Origin of the sequence: Streptomyces sp. NPDC046805, assembly GCF_040645355.1 — a bacterium.
Classification (GTDB): Bacteria; Actinomycetota; Actinomycetes; order Streptomycetales; family Streptomycetaceae; genus Streptomyces.
The window spans coordinates 51090-68110 of sequence record NZ_JBEYYC010000030.1; the positions used below are offsets into that span (position 1 = coordinate 51090).

Genomic DNA, 17021 nt, shown 5'->3' on the forward strand with positions numbered 1-17021 from the left:
GCGGAAGGGATCCGACGGAGGCAGGCGAAACGCCGCCGTAGTCCTTTCCGTCCCGCCGGAAACCCGCGAACATGCCGCGTCATGGACATCTTGCTCGTCGTCAGCGCGTTCAACAGCCTGTCCCAGCGCGTCTACGCCGAACTCTCGGACCTCGGGCACCGGGTGGACGTCGTGCTCGCCTCGCACGACCCCGACACGGTCCGTGCCGCCGTACGCGAACGGCGCCCGGAGCTGGTCGTCGCGCCGCTGCTGAAAACGGCGCTGCCCGAGGACGTGTGGCGGGAGCACACCTGCCTCATCGTGCACCCGGGACCGCCCGGTGACCGTGGGCCCTCCTCGCTGGACTGGGCGATCGCCGAGGCGGCACCGCAGTGGGGGGTGACGGTGCTCCAGGCACAGGCGGCGATGGACGCGGGTGACATCTGGGCGGCGGAGTCCTTCCCGGTGTCGCCGGTGGGCAAGAGCGACCTGTACCGGGGCGAGGTCTCCGACGCCGCCTCGGCCGCCGTCCGGCTGGCCGTACAGCGCTACGGCGACGGTTCGTTCAAGCCGCAGCGGCAGAACGATCCCGCCGTCGTGGACGTGGTCTGGCGCGACGCCTTCCGCCAGGAGCAGCGACGGATCGACTGGGCGCGCGACAGCACGCAGACGGTGCTGCGCAAACTGCGCGGGGCCGACTCCCAGCCGGGCGTCCTGGACGAACTGCTGGGCCGGGAGGTGTTCCTGCACGGCGGCCACTCGGAGGACCGGCTGCGCGGCCGCCCCGGTGAGCTGCTCGCGACACGGGCGGGAGCGGTCTGCCGGGCCACCGCGGACGGCGCCGTGTGGATCCCCGAACTACGGCCCCGCAAGAACTCCGGCGACCCCGCGCCGTTCCGCCGCCCGGCGGCCTCCGTGCTCGCCACCTTCCCGGCCCCGCCCGACGCCGTACCGAGGTCGTACGCCGGGGTGCAGTGGTTGCAGGAGGTCTCCGTCCCGCTCGAACTGCCCCAGGGCCGCCGCACCTGGACCGACATCCGGTACGCGCAGCGCGGCGACGTCGGGTTCCTGAACTTCTCCTTCCCCGGCGGCGCGATGAGCACCGACCACTGCCGCAGGCTGCTCGCCGCCTACCGGTACGCGCTCACCCGCCCCACCTCGGTGCTGGTCCTCGGCGGTGCGCGCGACTTCTTCTCCAACGGCATCCATCTGAACGTCATCGAGGCGGCCGCGGATCCGGCGGCGGAGTCCTGGGCCAACCTCAACGCCATGGACGACCTGGTCGAGGCGGTGCTGCGGACCACCGACCGTCTGGTGGTGGCGGCGCTCGGCGGCAACGCGGCCGCCGGTGGCCTCATGCTCGCGCTGGCCGCCGACGAGGTGTGGTGCCGCGCGGGAGCCGTCCTCAACCCGCACTACCGGCGGATGGGCCTGTACGGCTCGGAGTTCTGGACGTACTCGCTGCCGCGCCGCGTCGGAGCGGAGACGGCCCGGCGGTTGACGACCGAGGCGTTGCCGGTGAGCGCCGCGTCGGCCGTGCGGATCGGGCTGGTGGACCGTCGAGTGCTGGTCCCGGCACAGGGGTTCGCCGGTGAGGTCGGGCGGATGGCGGACGCGCTCCTCGATGCTCCGGACCTCGGGCAGCGGATCGCCGCGAAGGCCGCGGCGCGGCGGGCGGACGAGGACGAGCGACCGCTCGCGGAGTACCGGCATGCAGAACTCGCCCGGATGCACGCCGTCTTCTTCGATCCGCACGCCCCGTACCACGCCCTGCGGTCGGCCTTCGTACGGAAGCTGCCCGGCGCCGGCGCCCGGCCGCTGTCCCCGGTGAGCGAGCAGGGCACCGGGGACGCTCGATGAGCCGGGCCGGTACGCGTCTGCTGGTGGCGGGCGTCGGCAACATCTTCCTCGCGGACGACGCGTTCGGCCCCGAGGTGATCCGGGCCCTGGACCGGCGCCCGCTGCCGCCCGAGGTGCGGGTCCGGGACTTCGGCATCCGCGGCATGGATCTCGCGTACGAGCTGCTGGACGGCTACGCCACCGCCGTCCTGGTCGACGCGGCCGCGCGCGGCCACCGGCCCGGCACCCTGTCGCTGATCGAGCCGGAACTCCCGGACGGCGCGCGGGCCGCGGCCCCGCCGGAGGCCCACGGCATGGACCCGGCGAAGGTCCTTGCCCTGGCCGCCCATCTGGGCGACGGGCCGCTGCCGCGCGTCCTGGTGCTCGCCTGCGAGCCGGAGGTGCGGCCCCGCGGCGACGAGGACATCCTGCCCGTCCTCAGCGCGCCGGTGCGCGACGCGGTCGGCCGGGCCGTCGAGGCGCTGCACGTCATGGTTCCCGTGCTGCTCGCTGACCCCGCGGCCACTCCCTCGTTGAGCCGCTCGGAGGAATCCGGGGTTCCGTCATCGGTCGGTCTCGCGCGAACGGGCGCCGGGGACGTCGAGGATCGGTAGCGCAGCAGCCGCCCCCGTCCCCCTCAATCTCTCCGAATCTCCCCCGGACTCATTTCCACAGCTCGTCGCGAGGAGCAGCGCCATGTGCGATTCCGTGGACGTCACCACCCAGGCCGTCCTGGCCAAGAACGACGGCCTGGCCGCGAGCCTGCGCGCCGAACTGACCCGGCGCCGGGTGAGTGTGGTCAATCTGCTGTCCAGTCCGGGCAGCGGCAAGACGGAACTGCTCGGGCGGGTGCTGGCCCGTGCGGTGGAGCGGGGCGTCCCGGTGGCCGCGCTCACCGCCGATCTGGCGACGGAGAACGACGCGGTCCGGCTCGCCCGTTCCGGGGCGCCGGTGAAGCAACTGCTGACCGACGGGCTGTGCCATCTGGAGGCCCGGCAGCTGCGCGGCCATGTGGAGAACTGGTTGCCGCGGGACACGGCGCTGCTGTTCGTGGAGAACGTCGGCAATCTCGTCTGCCCGGCGGCCTACGACCTCGGTGAGAGCCTGCGCATCGTCCTCATGGCGGTGACGGAGGGCGAGGACAAGCCGCTGAAGTACCCCACCGCCTTCGGCTCCGCCCACCTGGTGGTGCTCACCAAGACCGATCTGGCCGAGCCCGCGGGCTTCGACGAGGCCGCCTTCAACGCCCAGGTGGAGCGGGTCAATCCGGGGGTGGAGATCGTACGGTCCTGCGCCCGCACCGGCGAAGGCGTCGACGTCGTCCTGGAACGCGTGCTCGCCGCACGGGACGGCGCCCCGGTCCACCGGCCGCCCCTCGCACCGCACCCCCACGTCCATGATCACGAGAGCGCGGGAGGGGACGCCGGGCACGCGTCCGCTCTCTCGGCCGGTCGCGTCTCGTGACCGCGCCCGCCACGGAGGCGGTGCGCCGCCGCGTCACCGTGCGCGGCACGGTCCAGGGCGTGGGTTTCCGCCCGTACGTGCACCGCCTGGCGGGCGACCTCGCGCTGGCCGGGTTCGTGAGCAACACGGCGTACGGCGTGCTCATCGAGGTGGAGGGACGGGCGGAGGGCGTCGCACGGTTCTGCGACCGGCTGGCCGCCGAGCCGCCGCCGCTGGCCGCTGTCACCGGCGTCGACGTCGAACACCTCCCCGCCACCGGCGCCGACGACGCCTTCACCATCCGCTCGACCGAGCAGTCCCCGGGGCGCACCCTGCTCCCGCCCGACACCGCGACCTGCGCCGAATGCCTGCGCGAGCTGTCCGACCCGGCCGACCGCCGCCACCGGCACCCCTTCGCGACCTGCACCCACTGCGGCCCCCGCTTCACCATCACCACCGGGATGCCGTACGACCGGTCGGCCACGACCATGGCCGGCTTCCCGATGTGTCCCGCCTGTGCCCGGGAGTACGGCGATCCGGGCGACCGCCGCTTCCACGCCCAGCCCCTGGCGTGCCCCGACTGCGGTCCCCGGCTGCGCCTGGTGCCCGCGGCCTGCAGCGACATCCGCCCGGCCCGGGACGCCGACGCCCTGACGGCGGCCCGGCGGCTGCTGGCCACCGGAGGGATCGTCGCCGTGAAGGGTCTCGGCGGCTACCACCTGGCGTGCGACGCCACCGACGCACGGGCCGTCGACACGCTGCGCAGCCGCAAGGCGCGCGGCGGCAAGCCGTTCGCGGTGATGTGCGCGGACCTCGCCGACGTACGGCGGATCGCCGCGGTGTCCGCCGCCGAGGGTGCCGCGCTGACCGGTCCCCGCCGCCCCATCGTCCTGCTGCGCCGCCGCGCGGACGACGCCGCCTTCCGGCTCGCTCCCGGGGTGTGCCCGGGCAGCCCGCACCTCGGCGTGATGCTGCCGTACACCCCGGTGCACACCCTGCTGTTCGGGCTGCCCGGCGATCCGCCCGGGCCGCGGGTGCTGGTGATGACGAGCGGCAACCGCTCGGGCGAGCCGATCGTCACGGACGACGACGAGGCGCTGACCCGGCTGGCCGGGCTGGCCGACGCGTGGCTCGCCCACGACCGGCCCATCGCCTCGCCGTGCGACGACTCGCTGCTGCGGGTGCGCCCCGACGGCACAGAACAGGTACTGCGCCGCTCCCGCGGGTACGTGCCCCGGCCGCTGCGCCTGCCGGTCGCGGTGCGTCCGGTGCTCGCGGTGGGCGGCGATCTGAAGAACGCGCTGTGCCTCGGCGAGGGCGACCAGGCGTGGTTCGGCCCGCACATCGGCGACATGGGCGATCTGACCACCCTGGAGGCGGCGCGGCGGGCGGAGCAGCATGTGGCGCGTCTGACCGGGGTGAGCCCCGGCCTCGTCGCCGCCGACCGCCATCCGGCCTACCACTCGACCGGCTGGGCCCGCCAACGCGCCCGCCAACTCCCCTGCCTGGAACCAGTGTTGGTCCAGCATCACCACGCACACATCGCCTCGGCCCTGGCCGAACACGGCCTGGACGGCACCGCACCCGTGATCGGCGTCGCGTTCGACGGCACCGGTTACGGCGACGACGGCACCGTCTGGGGCGGCGAGGTCCTGCTCGCCGACTACACCGGCTACCGGCGCTTCGCCCATCTGACCCCCGCCCCGCTCCCCGGCGGAGACGCGGGCGTGGCCAACCCGTGCCGTCTGGCGCTGGCCCGGCTGTGGGCCGCGGGCCTGCCGTGGGACGCGGACCTGCCCAGCGTCGCCGCCTGCGCGCCCGAGGAACTGGCCGTACTGGACCGGCAGTTGCCACGCGGGCTGGCCTGCGTGCCCACGTCCAGCATGGGCCGGCTCTTCGACGCCGTGTCGTCCCTCGCGGGAGTGTGCCACCGCGCCGGGTACGAGGCCCAGGCCGCCCTGGAGTTGGAGGCCGCGGCCGCGTCGGCCCAGGGCGCCGACGCCTCGGCGTACGCCTTCGGTTTCACGAACGGGCCGGGCCCGGTGCGGTGCGATCCGGCCCCGGTGCTGCGGGAGATCGTCACCGACCTGCGGCGCGGCACCCCGGTCCCGGTGATCGCCGCGCGCTTCCACCGCGGCGTCGCACAGGCGGTGGTGGAGATCTGCGAGCGGGCGCGCCGGGACACCGGTCTGGCCACCGTGGCCCTCACCGGCGGCGTCTTCGCCAATGCCCTCCTGGAGGAGACGTGCACGGCGCTGCTGGCCGACGACGGCTTCAGCGTCCTGCGTCACGGCGAAGTCCCGCCGAACGACGGCGGCTTGGCGCTGGGCCAGCTGATGGTCGCGGCGCACGAACGACAGGAGGAGTGACCCATGTGTCTGGCAGTGCCCGGCAAAGTCGTGGCCATCGACGACCGTGCCGACCCGCTCACCGGGCTGATCGACTTCGGCGGTGTGCAGAAGCAGGCGTGTCTGGAGTACGTCCCCGATGTACGGGTCGGGGAGTACGTCATCGTGCACGTCGGGTTCGCCCTCCAGCGTCTGGACGAGGAGTCGGCGCTGGCCTCCCTGAAGCTCTTCGAGGAACTGGGCCTGTTGGAGGAGGAGTTCGGCGACGCCTGGGAGCAGGCGGCGCACGAGGCCGGGGCGGCTGTACCGGCGGAGCACCAGAACGGCACGAGTGAGGCCCGATGAAGTACATCGACGAGTTCAACGACCCTGCTCTGGCACGGCGGTTGCTGGACGAGATCCACGCCACCGCCACCCGGCCATGGGCCCTGATGGAGGTGTGCGGCGGTCAGACGCACTCCATCATCCGGCATGGCATCGACCAACTGCTGCCCGAAAAGGTGGAGTTGATCCACGGTCCGGGGTGCCCCGTGTGCGTCACACCGCTGGACGTCATCGACAAGGCACTGGAGATCGCCTCGCGTCCGGGGGTGATCTTCTGCTCGTTCGGCGACATGCTCCGTGTGCCGGGCAGCGACCGCGACCTGTTCCGGGTGAAGGGCGGGGGCGGTGACGTCCGCGTCGTCTACTCCCCCCTGGACGCACTGGAGTTGGCGCGCCGGCACCCGGACCGCGAGGTGGTGTTCTTCGCCATCGGTTTCGAGACCACCGCCCCCGCCAACGCGATGGCCGTGCACCAGGCACGCCGCCTGGGCCTGACCAACTTCAGCCTGCTGGTGTCCCATGTGCGCGTACCCCCCGCCGTCGAGGCCATCATGACGGCCCCCAGCTGCCGGGTGCAGGGCTTCCTCGCGGCCGGTCACGTGTGCAGCGTGATGGGCACGACCGAGTATCCGGAGCTCGCCGAGCGGTTCGGCGTACCGATCGTGGTGACGGGCTTCGAACCGCTGGACATCCTGGAGGGCATCCGCCGGGCGGTCCGCCAACTGGAGCGCGGTGAGCACCGGGTGGAGAACGCGTACGCGCGGGCGGTGCGCGACGACGGCAACCCGGCCGCCGTCCGCATGATCGAGGAGGTCTTCGAGGTCACCGACCGGAACTGGCGCGGCATCGGGCCCATCCCGTCGAGCGGCTGGCGCCTGAGCGAGGCCTTCCGGGCGTACGACGCCGAGCACCGCTTCGACGTCACCGGCATCCGCACCGAGGAACCGGCCGAATGCCGCAGCGGCGAGGTGCTCCAGGGGCTGATCAAGCCGACCGAGTGCGCGGCGTTCGGCACCACGTGCACCCCGCGCACCCCGCTCGGCGCGACCATGGTCTCCAGCGAGGGCGCCTGCGCGGCCTACTACCTGTACCGCCGGATGAACGGCCCGACGCCGCAGGCCGACCGAGCCGCGCGCAAGGAGATGAACCCCGTTGCCTGAACTCGCCGACACGACCGTCGACCCGGTCGTCGATCCCGCCGACTGGAGCTGCCCCGCCCCGCTGCGCGACCAGCCCGTCGTGGTCATGGGGCACGGCGGCGGAGGCGCCCTCTCCGCCGAGCTGGTCGAGCAGGTCTTCACCCCGGCCTACGGCAATGCCACCCTGGCCGCGCTCGCCGACTCCGCGGTCCTCGAACTGGGCGGCGCCCGGCTGGCGTTCTCCACCGACTCCTACGTGGTCAAGCCGCTGTTCTTCCCCGGCGGCAGCCTCGGCGACCTCGCGGTCAACGGCACCGTCAACGATCTGGCGATGAGCGGTGCGAGGCCCGCCTACCTGTCCGCCGCCTTCGTACTGGAGGAGGGCGTGCAGCTGACCGTGGTCGACCGGGTCGCGCGCGCCATGGGGGCGGCGGCCCGGACGGCGGGCGTCGCGATCGCCACGGGTGACACGAAGGTCGTGGAGTCCGGGCACGGCGACGGGGTGTACGTCACCACCGCCGGGGTGGGGCTCGTCCCCGACGGGGTGGACATCCGCCCGCAGCGGGCGCGGCCCGGCGACGCCGTCATCGTCAGCGGTCCGATCGGGCTGCACGGTGTGGCCATCATGAGCGTGCGGGAGGGGCTGGAGTTCGGCGTGGAGATCGCCAGCGACACCGCTGCGCTGGCGGACCTGGTGGCGGCCATGCTCGCCGTCACGCCGGACATCCATGTGCTGCGCGACCCCACGCGTGGCGGTCTGGCCGCGTCCCTCAACGAGATCGCCCGTGCCTCGGGCACCGGCGTCCGGCTGCGCGAGCGTGCCCTTCCGGTGCCGGACGCCGTCGCGAACGCCTGCGGTTTCCTGGGCCTGGACCCCCTCTACGTCGCCAACGAGGGACGGCTGGTGGCGTTCGTGCCCGGCCCGGCGGCGGAGGAGGTCCTCGCGGCGATGCAGGCGCACCCGCAGGGCACCGGCGCCGCCCTGATCGGGGAGTGCGTCGCCGAGCACCCCGGCATGGTCGTGGTCGCGACCGGCCTCGGCGGCACCCGGGTGGTCGACCTGCCGCTCGGTGAGCAACTGCCGCGCATCTGCTGATCCGCGCGCAGGTGGCCCCGCCGGCGAGATACACGCCGGCGGGGCCACCTGTGTGCGTCAGGCCGCCGCCGCTGCCGGCTCGATGCCGGTGATCTCCAGCTCCCGGCCGCTGCGCAGGTCGTTGGAGGGCTGGTCGCAGCGCGGGCACCAGAAGAACGGGGGCATGCCCACCGGGAACTCCTCGGCGCACGGGCCGCAGTAGGCATGTGCGGGGACGTGTTCCACCACGAGCCGGGCCGCGGCGAGGGCAGTGCCGTCGCGGGCCACCTCGAAGGCGAAACTCAGGGCGTCGGGAACGACTCCGGCCAGCTCGCCGACCCGGACGGTCACCGCCGAGACGGCGTCCGTCCCGTCGGCCCGGGCCAGCTCGTCGGCCTGCTCGATGATCGCGGTCGCGATCGACAGCTCGTGCACGGCCGCCTCACGGGTACCGGTGCTTGGCGCGGCATCCGCCGGTCATCCGCCGGATCCGTGCCTCACGTACGAGGCTGGGGATCTCCCGGACGAACAGCGCCAGGGCGAGCACGCCCAGCACGCAGGCCTGGGCCTTCAGCACCCGCCTTCCCGTCGTCCCGGCTCGTGCGCGGGGGGCGGCCGGGCACGGGGCGACGTGCCTCCTTCGCGCTCTCGCTCTTCTCGCTCTTCTCGCTCTCACTCCTTTCACGATCGCTGTTCCCACGATTGCTCTTCTCACCATTGCTCGCCGGATCTTCATCGCGGTGGCTCCCTGCTGTTCGCTGTCCTCAACCCGGCGGGATGTTCGGCATGATGTCGAGGAGCGCGTCATGCCGCTTCGAGCCGATCCCGGTGGATCGGCGGGCGTCGGCGGTGCCGTCCTCGTGGTGCCCCGCCTGGTCCTCGTACGGCCCTTCGTTGCCCTCGTGCATACCGGGCACGTGCGTGGGCGTGTCGGGCTTGGCCTGGGCTCGGCCGACCCTGACGTTGCTGATGGTGCCCATGGGGTGCTCTCCTTTCTCGCCTCCGCGCCGCGGAGGACGCGCTCACGACCGCTCGGTGAGGTCCTCGAAGAACCGCTCGACGGCCGGCCAGACCCGGCCGCCACCGGACAGGCCGCGCCATTCCCGGCGTACGACCGCGACCATGCGGTAGCAGTCGTCGATCGGCGCGATCCAGTGGTGGTCGAGGCCGTGGACGGTGTTGACCAGCAGTGCCTCCACGTCGGGTTCCACGGAGGCGAGCTGCCGACACACGGTGGTCAGCCGCTGCCAGGCCGCCGCGTCCACCTCCCAGCGCATGGCGCCGGCCGGGCTCGGCCCCTGCGCGGTGACGGTGCCGTCGGCCCAGGGCACGAAGAAGACCAGCCCGACGGGCACGCCCAGGATCTCCGTGTCGACCCGCGGGAGCCGGACCCGGCGCCGCGGGACGAGCCGGTAGCGTCCCTCGCCCGCGGCGTCGTCCGCGAACAGGACCGAGCAGGGGCCGCAGACGCAGCGCACCTCGTCGTCGCCGACGTCGTACAGATGGCGGTGCTCCTCGGGCACCCGCGTGGCGCACAGCTCGCACACCTCGGCCGCGGCCGTCGCCGCGTGGTCGGCCGAAGTGCGGATGAGGCGGGCCAGCGCTCCGTCCGTGGTCACCGTGCACCTCGGTGGGTGAGCGTGGCCAGCGGTACGAAGGCCGGAGCGGACCGCCGGGGGGTGGCCGGCAGCGGCTCCACCCCGGTCAGCTCCGGGGCCACGGCGAGCACGGCCTCGCGGACCGCGTCGGTGACCTCCCCCGCTCCCCCGCCGCATCCGCTGCCGCAGCCGCCGCCCGCCGTCAGCCGCACCCGGGCCACCTGCCCGTCCACGCCGGCCCACTCCACGTCGCCGCCGCGTTCGCGTACGGCGGGCCGCAGCCGTTCGACGGCGCGGGCGGCCCGGCGTTCGACGGGCTCCGGATGGATCGCGTGCAGTACCAGCAGGTGGCCGAGCAGCTCGTCGTCGGCCAGGTGCTCGGCCAGCTGCCCGTCCGCGTGGTCCAGCACCCGGGCGAGTGCCTCGCCGTAGACCTCGGTCAGCAGCCGCACCGCCTCGATCGCGGAGCCGGGGGTGGGCCCGGGCGCCGATTCGAGTCCTTCCAGGAGCGTGTCGAGCCGGGCGAGCCGGGCCTCGACGGCCGGGTCCGGGAGGCGCTCGACGGCCGGGGCGTCAGCCATGGTTCGCCCCGTACGTCGGCGAGTGCAGGGTCGTCAGCGTCTTGCCCTTGCCGACGTACATATGGACGCCGCACGGCAGACAGGGGTCGAAGCTGCGGACGGTGCGCATGATGTCGACGCCCTTGAAGTCGTCCGGCCCGTTCTCCTCGAAGATCGGCTGGCCCTGGACGGCGTCCTCATACGGGCCGGGGGTGCCAAATTTGTCGCGGGGGCTGGCGTTCCACGGGGTGGGCGGGTACGGGTGGTAGTTCGCGATCTTCTTGTCCTTGATCACCAGGTGGTGGGAGAGGACACCGCGTACGGCCTCGTGGAAGCCGCAGCCGATCGCCTCGTCGGGCACCTCGAAGTCCTCGAACACCTTGGTCTCGCCGGCCCGCACCATCCCCATGGACTCCTCCAGGAACTGCAGGGCCATGGCGGCCGCGTACGCCACGAAGTACGGCCGCGCGCGGTCGCGTTCGATGGTGTTGCTCCACTTCGGGATGCGCCACTCCAGGGTCGTCTCAGGCAGCGACTCGCCCGCGGGCAGCGAGATACGGACGCTGTGGCCGGTGGCCTTGACGTACTTGGCGTCGACCAGCCCGCTCAGCGCGGTCGACCACAGCCGGGCGAGCGGACCGCCGCCGGTGTCGAGGGCGAGGTGCTGGCCCGTTCGCTTGTCGTACCAGCGCGGACTCATCACCCAGGTGTAGTTGCCGGAGAAGTCGCGCTTCTGCGGCTGCGGGATCGTCGTCTGGTTCCACGGGTGGCGCATGTCGACGGGGTTGCCCAGCGGGTCGTGGGTGACGAAGGGCTCCTCGTTCACCCAGTCCTCGTAGTACGAGCTGCCGAGCATGATGCGGATGCCGAGGTTGATGTCGATGAGGTTGTTGGTGACCAGTTCACCGTCGACGATGATGCCTGGGGTGACGTACATCGCCTTGCCCCACTCGTTCATCGACGCGTAGCGGTAGTCGCAGACGGCGGGGTTCTGCCAGGCGCCCCAGCAGCCCAGTTGGATACGGCGGCGGCCGACCTCCTCGTAACCGGGCAGCGCCTCGTAGAAGAAGTCGAAGACGTCGTCGTTCATGGCGACGGCCTTCTTGACGAAGTCGATGACCCGCATGAGCCGGCTGAGGTAGTCGGTGAAGAGGCTCGGCGTGGGCATGGTGCCGACGCCTCCGGGATACAGCGTGGAGGGGTGGACGTGCCGCCCCTCCATCAGGCAGAACATCTCGCGGGTGACCCGGCTGACCTTGAGGGCCTCCTTGTAGACCTCGCCCTCGAAGGGGTTGAAGGCCTTCATGATGTCGGCGATCGTCCGGTAGCCGTGGATGTCCCCGCGGGGTGCGTCGGTGCGTTCGGCGCGGGCCAGGACACTCGGGTTGGTGGCCTTGACCATCGCCTCGCAGAAGTCCACGAACACCAGGTTGTCCTGGAAGATCGTGTGGTCGAACATGTACTCGGCCGCTTCACCGAGGTTGACGATCTGCTCGCCCAGCGGCGGCGGCTTGACACCGTAGGCCATCTGCTGGGCGTAGTCGGAGCAGGTGGTGTGGTTGTCGCCGCAGATGCCGCAGATGCGGGAGGTGATGAAGCCCGCGTCCCGCGGGTCCTTGCCCCGCATGAAGACCGAATAGCCGCGGAACAGCGACGAGGTGCTGTGGCATTCCACGACTTCCCGGTTGGCGAAGTCGATCTTCGTGTAGATGCCCAGGTTTCCGATGATGCGGGTGATCGGATCCCAGGACATGTCCACGATCTGTGGCGTCTTGCGTGCCGCCGCGGGCCGGGCTTCGGTTGCGGTCATCGGTGGTACTGCCCCTCGGTCTCGGTGTGTGGTGGGTGGGTCGAGTCGCGCATCAGGAACGCCAGTACGGGTCGTAACCGCTGGTCAGCTTTCGCCCCTTGTGGCGCCACTTGGTCTCGCGGTTGACCGTCTCGTTCGTGAAGCCGCGCAGGCGGCGGATGACGGCGCCGTACGGCTTGATGACGAGCGTCGACAGCGTCGCGCCGGGTGGCTCGTCCATGAACGGCATGAACGCGTCGGGGAAGGCGGGCATCGTGCAGCCGATGCAGATGCCGCCGACGTTCGGGCAGCCGCCGACGCCGGCCATCCAGCCGCGCTTGGGCACGTTGCAGTTCACGACCGGACCCCAACAGCCCGTCTTGACCAAGCACTTGGGCGAGTTGTAGTCCATGGCGAAGCTGCCCTGCTCGTAGTACGAGCCGCGGTCACAGCCCTCGTGCACCGTCCTGCCGAACAGCCACTGCGGGCGCAGCATGTGGTCCAGCGGGGGTGGCGGCGCGGAGCCGGCCGCGTGGTAGAGGACCCAGAGCAGGGTCTCCATGAAGTTCTCCGGCTGGATCGGGCAGCCGGGAACGTTGACCACGGGCAGCCCGCCGCGCGAGGTGAAGTCCCAGCCCAGGTAGTCCGCGAGGCCCATGCAGCCGGTCGGGTTGCCCGCCATCGAGTGGATGCCGCCGAAGGTGGCGCAGGTGCCCGCGGCCACCACCGCCCAGGCCTTGGGCGCGAGTTCGTCGATCCAGGTGTTCAGGGTCTCCGGCTCACCGGTGTCCGGGTGGTTGCCGAAGGACGTCCAGTAGCCGTCGCCCTCGATGATCTTCTGGTTGGGGACCGAGCCCTCGATGACGAGGATGAACGGGTACAGGTCGCCGCGTGCCGCCTTCCGGTAGGGAGCGAGGAACTCCTCGCCGCCCAGGGTCGGGGAGAGCACCTTGTTGTACAGGTGCACCTTCGGCAGGCCCGGGATCCGGCCGAGGACGAGGTCCTCCAGGGAGGGCTGGTCGGCGGCCGTCAGGGAGACGGTGTCGCCGTCGCAGCTCATCCCCTCGGAGATCCAGAGGATGGTCATCTCGTCGAAGCCCTTGCGTTCCGCGGAACGCCCGGGTCCGGCGCTGACGTCGGTGGTGCCGCTGTGCTTGGTCATGTCATCGGCCTCCGCTGCCATGGGTCTCGGAGTCGGTCGGGTGCCGCGCCGGGGGCTGCGGCGGGAGCCGGTGCCGGCGGCTCGTCCGGGGCCTCGGCGGCCTCGCGGGGTTCGAGGGGCTCGAGAGGGTCGAGGGGCTCAAGCGGCTCGAGTTCGTCGGGCCGGAAGTAGTGGAAGCGGCCGTACCAGATGTGCAGTTCGGCCGCGGGGTCGTCGTCGAGGGTGACGGCGAGGTGCACGCTGCCGTCCACGTCGTGGAAGACGGCACCCACGTGTGCGGTCCGCCCGGCCAGGAACATGTCCTGGGCGTCGGCTCCCCGGCCGCGCGGGCGCAGCCGTACGGGACTGCCCTTGCCGACGGGCACCCCGTCGACGAGCACGGTGTCGGTGGTCGGGGACAGACCGTCGTCGGCGCCCTCCTGCCACCAGGCGGGGCGATCGGCGAAGTCCGGGACGGGGGTCGCGGCAGGGCCGGCGGGGGTGACCGGTGCCAGAGAGCGGACGGCGCCGTGCAGGCGCGCGAAGACCTCCTGGGGCATGGTGTCGACCCGGTCGAGGATCGCGGCGGCCCGCGGGTCGGTGGCGCGTGCCTCGCGCTTCTCCTCGTCGGTCAGCAGCATGGTGCGCAGCGTGAGGATCTCGTCGATCTCCGCGGCGTCGTGCAGATCGCCCGGGCTCTCCGGTGCCACCTGCGGGTGGTCGGGAAGGATGATCGGCGCGGAGAGGAGAAGGGCGCCGGTGGCGCCGTCCTGCGGGGCGGAGGTGTCACCGGTGGGGGTCGGGGCGCCGCCCAGGACCGGGAAGGTGAACTCGTTCCGGCATGCGCGGGCGTGCTCGTGCAGCTCGGCAGGCGGATCGATCAGCGAGACGAACTCCACGCCCTCGCCGCCGACAAGGGTGTGCGTGGCGATGAGCGCACGGCTCAGCGCCTGGTCGCGAGGGGTCCGCGGATCCGGTGCGGGCGCCGTGTTCGCGGTGCGCACCCGCAGCCGGTACACATCCTCCGACAGCCGCTCGGCCGTGAGTGTGACGTCGGCCCGCACCTCCTCGCGACGCCGTACCGTCCTTCCGACCTGCCCGGACAGCGGCTCGGTGTCCACGCAAGCGGCTGCCTCCAGCGGAGCGGTGTGCTCACGCCGAAGAAGCTCGTCCAGGGGGACGGCGAGGTCGAGCTCGCGGGGCACCGCCTCGTCGAAGGTCAGATGCGTGACGCCGTCGTCGGTACGCAGCGAAGCGACCGCACGGTGGCTGCCGTTCCGGCCGGTCTCCTCCATCTGCTTGTGCTGCATCTGCAGGTATCGCACCCTCACCCGTACGACGGCACCGGGCCGATGCCCTCGGATACGCAGGAGGCACTCGGTCTGCTGGTACCAGGAGTCCGCGGAACCGGACACGCTCGGGACCACCGGGCCGGCCTGTTCCACCCAGTCGCGGGGGAAGAGCACCCCGAACTGCCAGCGGACACGGTTCTTGGCGGACGACCGGCGATAGGGGTAGAGGAGATAGCCCTCGTAGAGGACGGCGTCGGCGACGGTGCTGACCTGTTCGAAGCCGCGCCAGTACGGTTCCGCCGGCAGGTCTGCGCCCCTCGCTGTGACGGCACACGTCACGCCGTCCTCGACCAGGCCCTCCGGCATCGCGCCTCCTCGGAATTCGTGTGCGTACTCGGGTTCGTGTGCGTACTCGGGTTCGTGTGCGTACTCGGGTTCGTGGTGCCTGCTCTGCTTCCTCCGCGCGGCCATGTCTTCCACCACGGTCACACCGCTCACGCACCCTCGCCTCCTCCGGCCCAGCTTCACTGAGCTGTTTGGGGGTATCGGCCTGGAACTGCCTGGAACCATGGCCGCATGTCCGCATCGCGATCCCCCGGCCCTTCGCCCGCGCACACCCGATCCCGCTCGCTGAGTACGGCATCGTTGGAACGGCGGCGCCGCTGATCCTGGCCGTGATGTGCGCGGGCATGTTCCTCGTCCAGCTCGACGTGACCGTGGTCAACGTCGCCCTGCCCCATATCGGCCACGCGCTGCGGGCCGACCTGTCCGGGTTGCAGTGGGTGGTCGACTCCTACACCGTGGCGCTGGCCGCGTTCCTGCTGGGGGCGGGAGTGGTCGGGGACCGGTGGGGGCACCGCAGCGTGGTGGTCACGGGGTTCGCCCTCTTCGGCATCACGTCACTGCTGTGCGGTCTCGCGCCCGACATCGCTACGCTCGTGGCCGCCCGGGCCCATGGTCGCGGCGACGCCGTTGGCGCCCTACACGATCGAGGATCCTCGTCCCGACTATTTCGCGACCACCAGCTACACCTTCGACTGGAAGCTCAACGGGCGGTCCTTCCCGATGAAGTTCTGGCGCAGGCCGTTGCACGCGATGACCGATGCCTTCACCACCGCCGGCTTCCGCGTTGCCGTCATCAGCGAGCCGCAGCCCGACCCGGCCACCCGTGAACTGTTCCCCGACGGCTTCTGCCCTTTCGACCAAGACCAGCTTCCTGTTCTTCGTCGTGGAGGTCCCGCCGTCGGCCGCGGGCTCGGACAAGTAGGGCCGCGTCAGAGAAACTTCGCCCTGGGGGTAAAGGCTGCGCAGGGAGCAGCAACAGGACGAAGGTCCTCTGATGCGGCGCAAGTTCAGGCTCGCGAGGGGCATGCCGAGCCATTCGATGCGAGCCGGTGGCGGGACGGGCGCTGAGGTGGCTTCGGTTGGTCAGCCTGCTGTCGGGCTCTGCGGGACCTACGCTCGCGTGAACCCGTGGCTGCGCTCCACTTTCGCCACATGCAGCGTGTAGCTCTGGTACCACTCGGCTCGCCCGCGCTTCTGCGCCGCGCGGTGCTCGGCGTTGCTCCGCCACTCCGTGAGGGCGTCGGCGTCGCGGAAGTACCCGACGGTGATGCCCAGCCCGCCAGGAGTCTGCGCATGGTCCATCCCCAGGAACCCAGGGACGTCCTTCACCAGGTCTTCCATGCGTGCGTTGGTCTCGCTGTAGCCGCTCTGGTCCTCGGTTCGCACCGTAGTGAAGACAGCCACGTAGTAGGGGGGTTCAAAGGCCTCGACGGGCGCGACAGGCGCTTCCGAGTGGTTGCTCACGGCGCCAGCGTAAGGCGGGCTGCGCCCAACGATCCAGCGTCTTTCCTGAACGGGATACATCCACTGCGACGATCGCTTATTGGTTTGCCGCCGGCCAGTCCGGCCGGATAGGAAGCTCGCATGCTAAGAGGCAGCACGGTCGGGCTCAGGGCCCGGCACGAGGACGACATCCCGATCCTGCGGGCCGAGCTCTACGACGACGTGGTCAACGGCTCGCGGGCCGAAAGCAGGCCGTGGCGGCCGATCACGCCCGGCTCGAAGGATCCGCGGCTCGTGGTGGACGACACGGAGCAGGGGCACGTCCCGTTCTCCGTGGTGGAGCTTGAGGGCGGCACCCTGGTCGGCACCGCGACGCTGTGGGGCATCGACAACCACAACCGGTCCGCGCACATCGGGCTGGGGCTGCTGCCGTCCTCCCGCGGCAAGGGCTACGGCACCGACGTGGTCGCGGTGCTGTGCCACTACGGTTTCGTCGTACGCGGCCTGCAGCGACTGCAGATCGAGACGCTGTCGGACAACACCGCGATGCTGCGCTCCGCCGAGCGCAACGGCTTCGTCCGCGAGGGCGTGCTGCGCTCCTCGTCCTGGGTGATGGGCGAGTTCCTGGACGAGGTGCTGCTCGGGCTTCTCGTCCAGGAATGGAAGCCGGACTCGAAGGGCTAGGCCGCCGCCCGACGGTCAAGAG

17 protein-coding genes and 2 pseudogenes are annotated in these 17021 nt (G+C 71.7%); 10 read left to right on the forward strand and 9 right to left on the reverse strand.

Going from position 1 to position 17021, the window contains the following annotated elements:
• The first annotated feature begins 81 nt into the window (after positions 1-81).
• From ABZ910_RS27945 to hypE, 7 genes are all read left to right on the forward strand, one after another.
• Positions 82-1839, forward strand: a complete 1758-nt coding sequence (locus ABZ910_RS27945) for a hydrogenase maturation protein (protein ID WP_361369987.1) — start codon at positions 82-84, stop codon at positions 1837-1839.
• Positions 1836-2432 carry a hydrogenase maturation protease gene (locus ABZ910_RS27950; RefSeq protein WP_361369989.1) on the forward strand — a complete coding sequence of 199 codons (597 nt, stop codon included), beginning with the start codon at positions 1836-1838 and terminating at the stop codon, positions 2430-2432. The genes ABZ910_RS27945 and ABZ910_RS27950 overlap by 4 nt, the downstream gene beginning before the upstream one ends.
• 82 nt (positions 2433-2514) lie before the next feature.
• The gene (gene hypB / locus ABZ910_RS27955; RefSeq protein ID WP_361369990.1) at positions 2515-3282 is read left to right on the forward strand and encodes a hydrogenase nickel incorporation protein HypB; all 768 of its coding nucleotides are present in this window, start codon (positions 2515-2517) and stop codon (positions 3280-3282) included.
• On the forward strand, positions 3279-5630 hold the full coding sequence (gene hypF / locus ABZ910_RS27960; protein WP_361369991.1) for a carbamoyltransferase HypF: 2352 nt from the start codon (positions 3279-3281) through the stop codon (positions 5628-5630). The genes hypB and hypF overlap by 4 nt, the downstream gene beginning before the upstream one ends.
• 3 nt (positions 5631-5633) lie before the next feature.
• On the forward strand, positions 5634-5954 hold the full coding sequence (locus tag ABZ910_RS27965; protein WP_361369993.1) for a HypC/HybG/HupF family hydrogenase formation chaperone: 321 nt from the start codon (positions 5634-5636) through the stop codon (positions 5952-5954).
• Positions 5951-7093 (forward strand): hydrogenase formation protein HypD, encoded by a 1143-nt coding sequence (gene hypD, locus ABZ910_RS27970; RefSeq protein ID WP_361369995.1) that lies wholly within the window; start codon positions 5951-5953, stop codon positions 7091-7093. The genes ABZ910_RS27965 and hypD overlap by 4 nt, the downstream gene beginning before the upstream one ends.
• A complete protein-coding gene (gene hypE / locus ABZ910_RS27975; protein WP_361369997.1) occupies positions 7086-8168 on the forward strand; it encodes a hydrogenase expression/formation protein HypE in 1083 nt (360 codons plus the stop codon). Before hypD ends, hypE begins: the two co-directional genes overlap by 8 nt.
• A 57-nt stretch (positions 8169-8225) precedes the next feature.
• Here hypE and hypA read toward each other — a convergent pair whose 3' ends face one another.
• The 8 genes from hypA to ABZ910_RS28015 form a co-directional block, all read right to left on the reverse strand.
• Positions 8226-8582 carry a hydrogenase maturation nickel metallochaperone HypA gene (gene hypA / locus ABZ910_RS27980; protein ID WP_361369999.1) on the reverse strand — a complete coding sequence of 119 codons (357 nt, stop codon included), beginning with the start codon at positions 8580-8582 and terminating at the stop codon, positions 8226-8228.
• A 7-nt stretch (positions 8583-8589) separates the two neighbouring features.
• Positions 8590-8724, reverse strand: coding sequence for a hypothetical protein (locus tag ABZ910_RS27985; protein WP_361370001.1), 135 nt, complete (start codon positions 8722-8724; stop codon positions 8590-8592).
• A 187-nt stretch (positions 8725-8911) separates the two neighbouring features.
• The gene (locus tag ABZ910_RS27990) at positions 8912-9118 is read right to left on the reverse strand and encodes a hypothetical protein (protein WP_361370092.1); all 207 of its coding nucleotides are present in this window, start codon (positions 9116-9118) and stop codon (positions 8912-8914) included.
• Positions 9119-9169: 51 nt separating this feature from the next.
• Positions 9170-9766 carry a DUF5947 family protein gene (locus ABZ910_RS27995; protein ID WP_361370003.1) on the reverse strand — a complete coding sequence of 199 codons (597 nt, stop codon included), beginning with the start codon at positions 9764-9766 and terminating at the stop codon, positions 9170-9172.
• On the reverse strand, positions 9763-10326 hold the full coding sequence (locus ABZ910_RS28000; RefSeq protein WP_361370005.1) for a NifU family protein: 564 nt from the start codon (positions 10324-10326) through the stop codon (positions 9763-9765). The genes ABZ910_RS27995 and ABZ910_RS28000 overlap by 4 nt, the downstream gene beginning before the upstream one ends.
• A complete protein-coding gene (locus ABZ910_RS28005) occupies positions 10319-12115 on the reverse strand; it encodes a nickel-dependent hydrogenase large subunit (RefSeq protein ID WP_361370007.1) in 1797 nt (598 codons plus the stop codon). The genes ABZ910_RS28000 and ABZ910_RS28005 overlap by 8 nt, the downstream gene beginning before the upstream one ends.
• 52 nt (positions 12116-12167) lie before the next feature.
• Positions 12168-13256 carry a hydrogenase expression protein HypE gene (locus ABZ910_RS28010; protein ID WP_361370009.1) on the reverse strand — a complete coding sequence of 363 codons (1089 nt, stop codon included), beginning with the start codon at positions 13254-13256 and terminating at the stop codon, positions 12168-12170.
• Entirely contained in the window at positions 13253-14893 is a 1641-nt protein-coding gene (locus ABZ910_RS28015; protein WP_361370094.1) for a hypothetical protein, read from the reverse strand. Before ABZ910_RS28015 ends, ABZ910_RS28010 begins: the two co-directional genes overlap by 4 nt.
• A gap of 323 nt (positions 14894-15216) precedes the next feature.
• On the opposite strand from ABZ910_RS28015, the pseudogene ABZ910_RS28020 reads away from it, so the two are divergent.
• Positions 15217-15468 (forward strand): annotated as a pseudogene (locus ABZ910_RS28020) (MFS transporter); the annotation flags it as partial.
• 40 nt (positions 15469-15508) lie between these two features.
• A pseudogene (locus ABZ910_RS28025) lies at positions 15509-15794 on the forward strand (SAM-dependent methyltransferase); the annotation flags it as partial.
• A gap of 188 nt (positions 15795-15982) precedes the next feature.
• On the opposite strand, the gene ABZ910_RS28030 reads toward ABZ910_RS28025, so the two are convergent.
• Positions 15983-16336: an antibiotic biosynthesis monooxygenase gene (locus ABZ910_RS28030; RefSeq protein ID WP_361370011.1), complete on the reverse strand. Its 354-nt coding sequence runs from the start codon at positions 16334-16336 to the stop codon at positions 15983-15985.
• Positions 16337-16456: 120 nt separating this feature from the next.
• Between ABZ910_RS28030 and ABZ910_RS28035 the strand changes: the two genes are divergently transcribed.
• Positions 16457-16999, forward strand: coding sequence for a GNAT family protein (locus ABZ910_RS28035; protein WP_361370013.1), 543 nt, complete (start codon positions 16457-16459; stop codon positions 16997-16999).
• Positions 17000-17021: the final 22 nt, after the last annotated feature.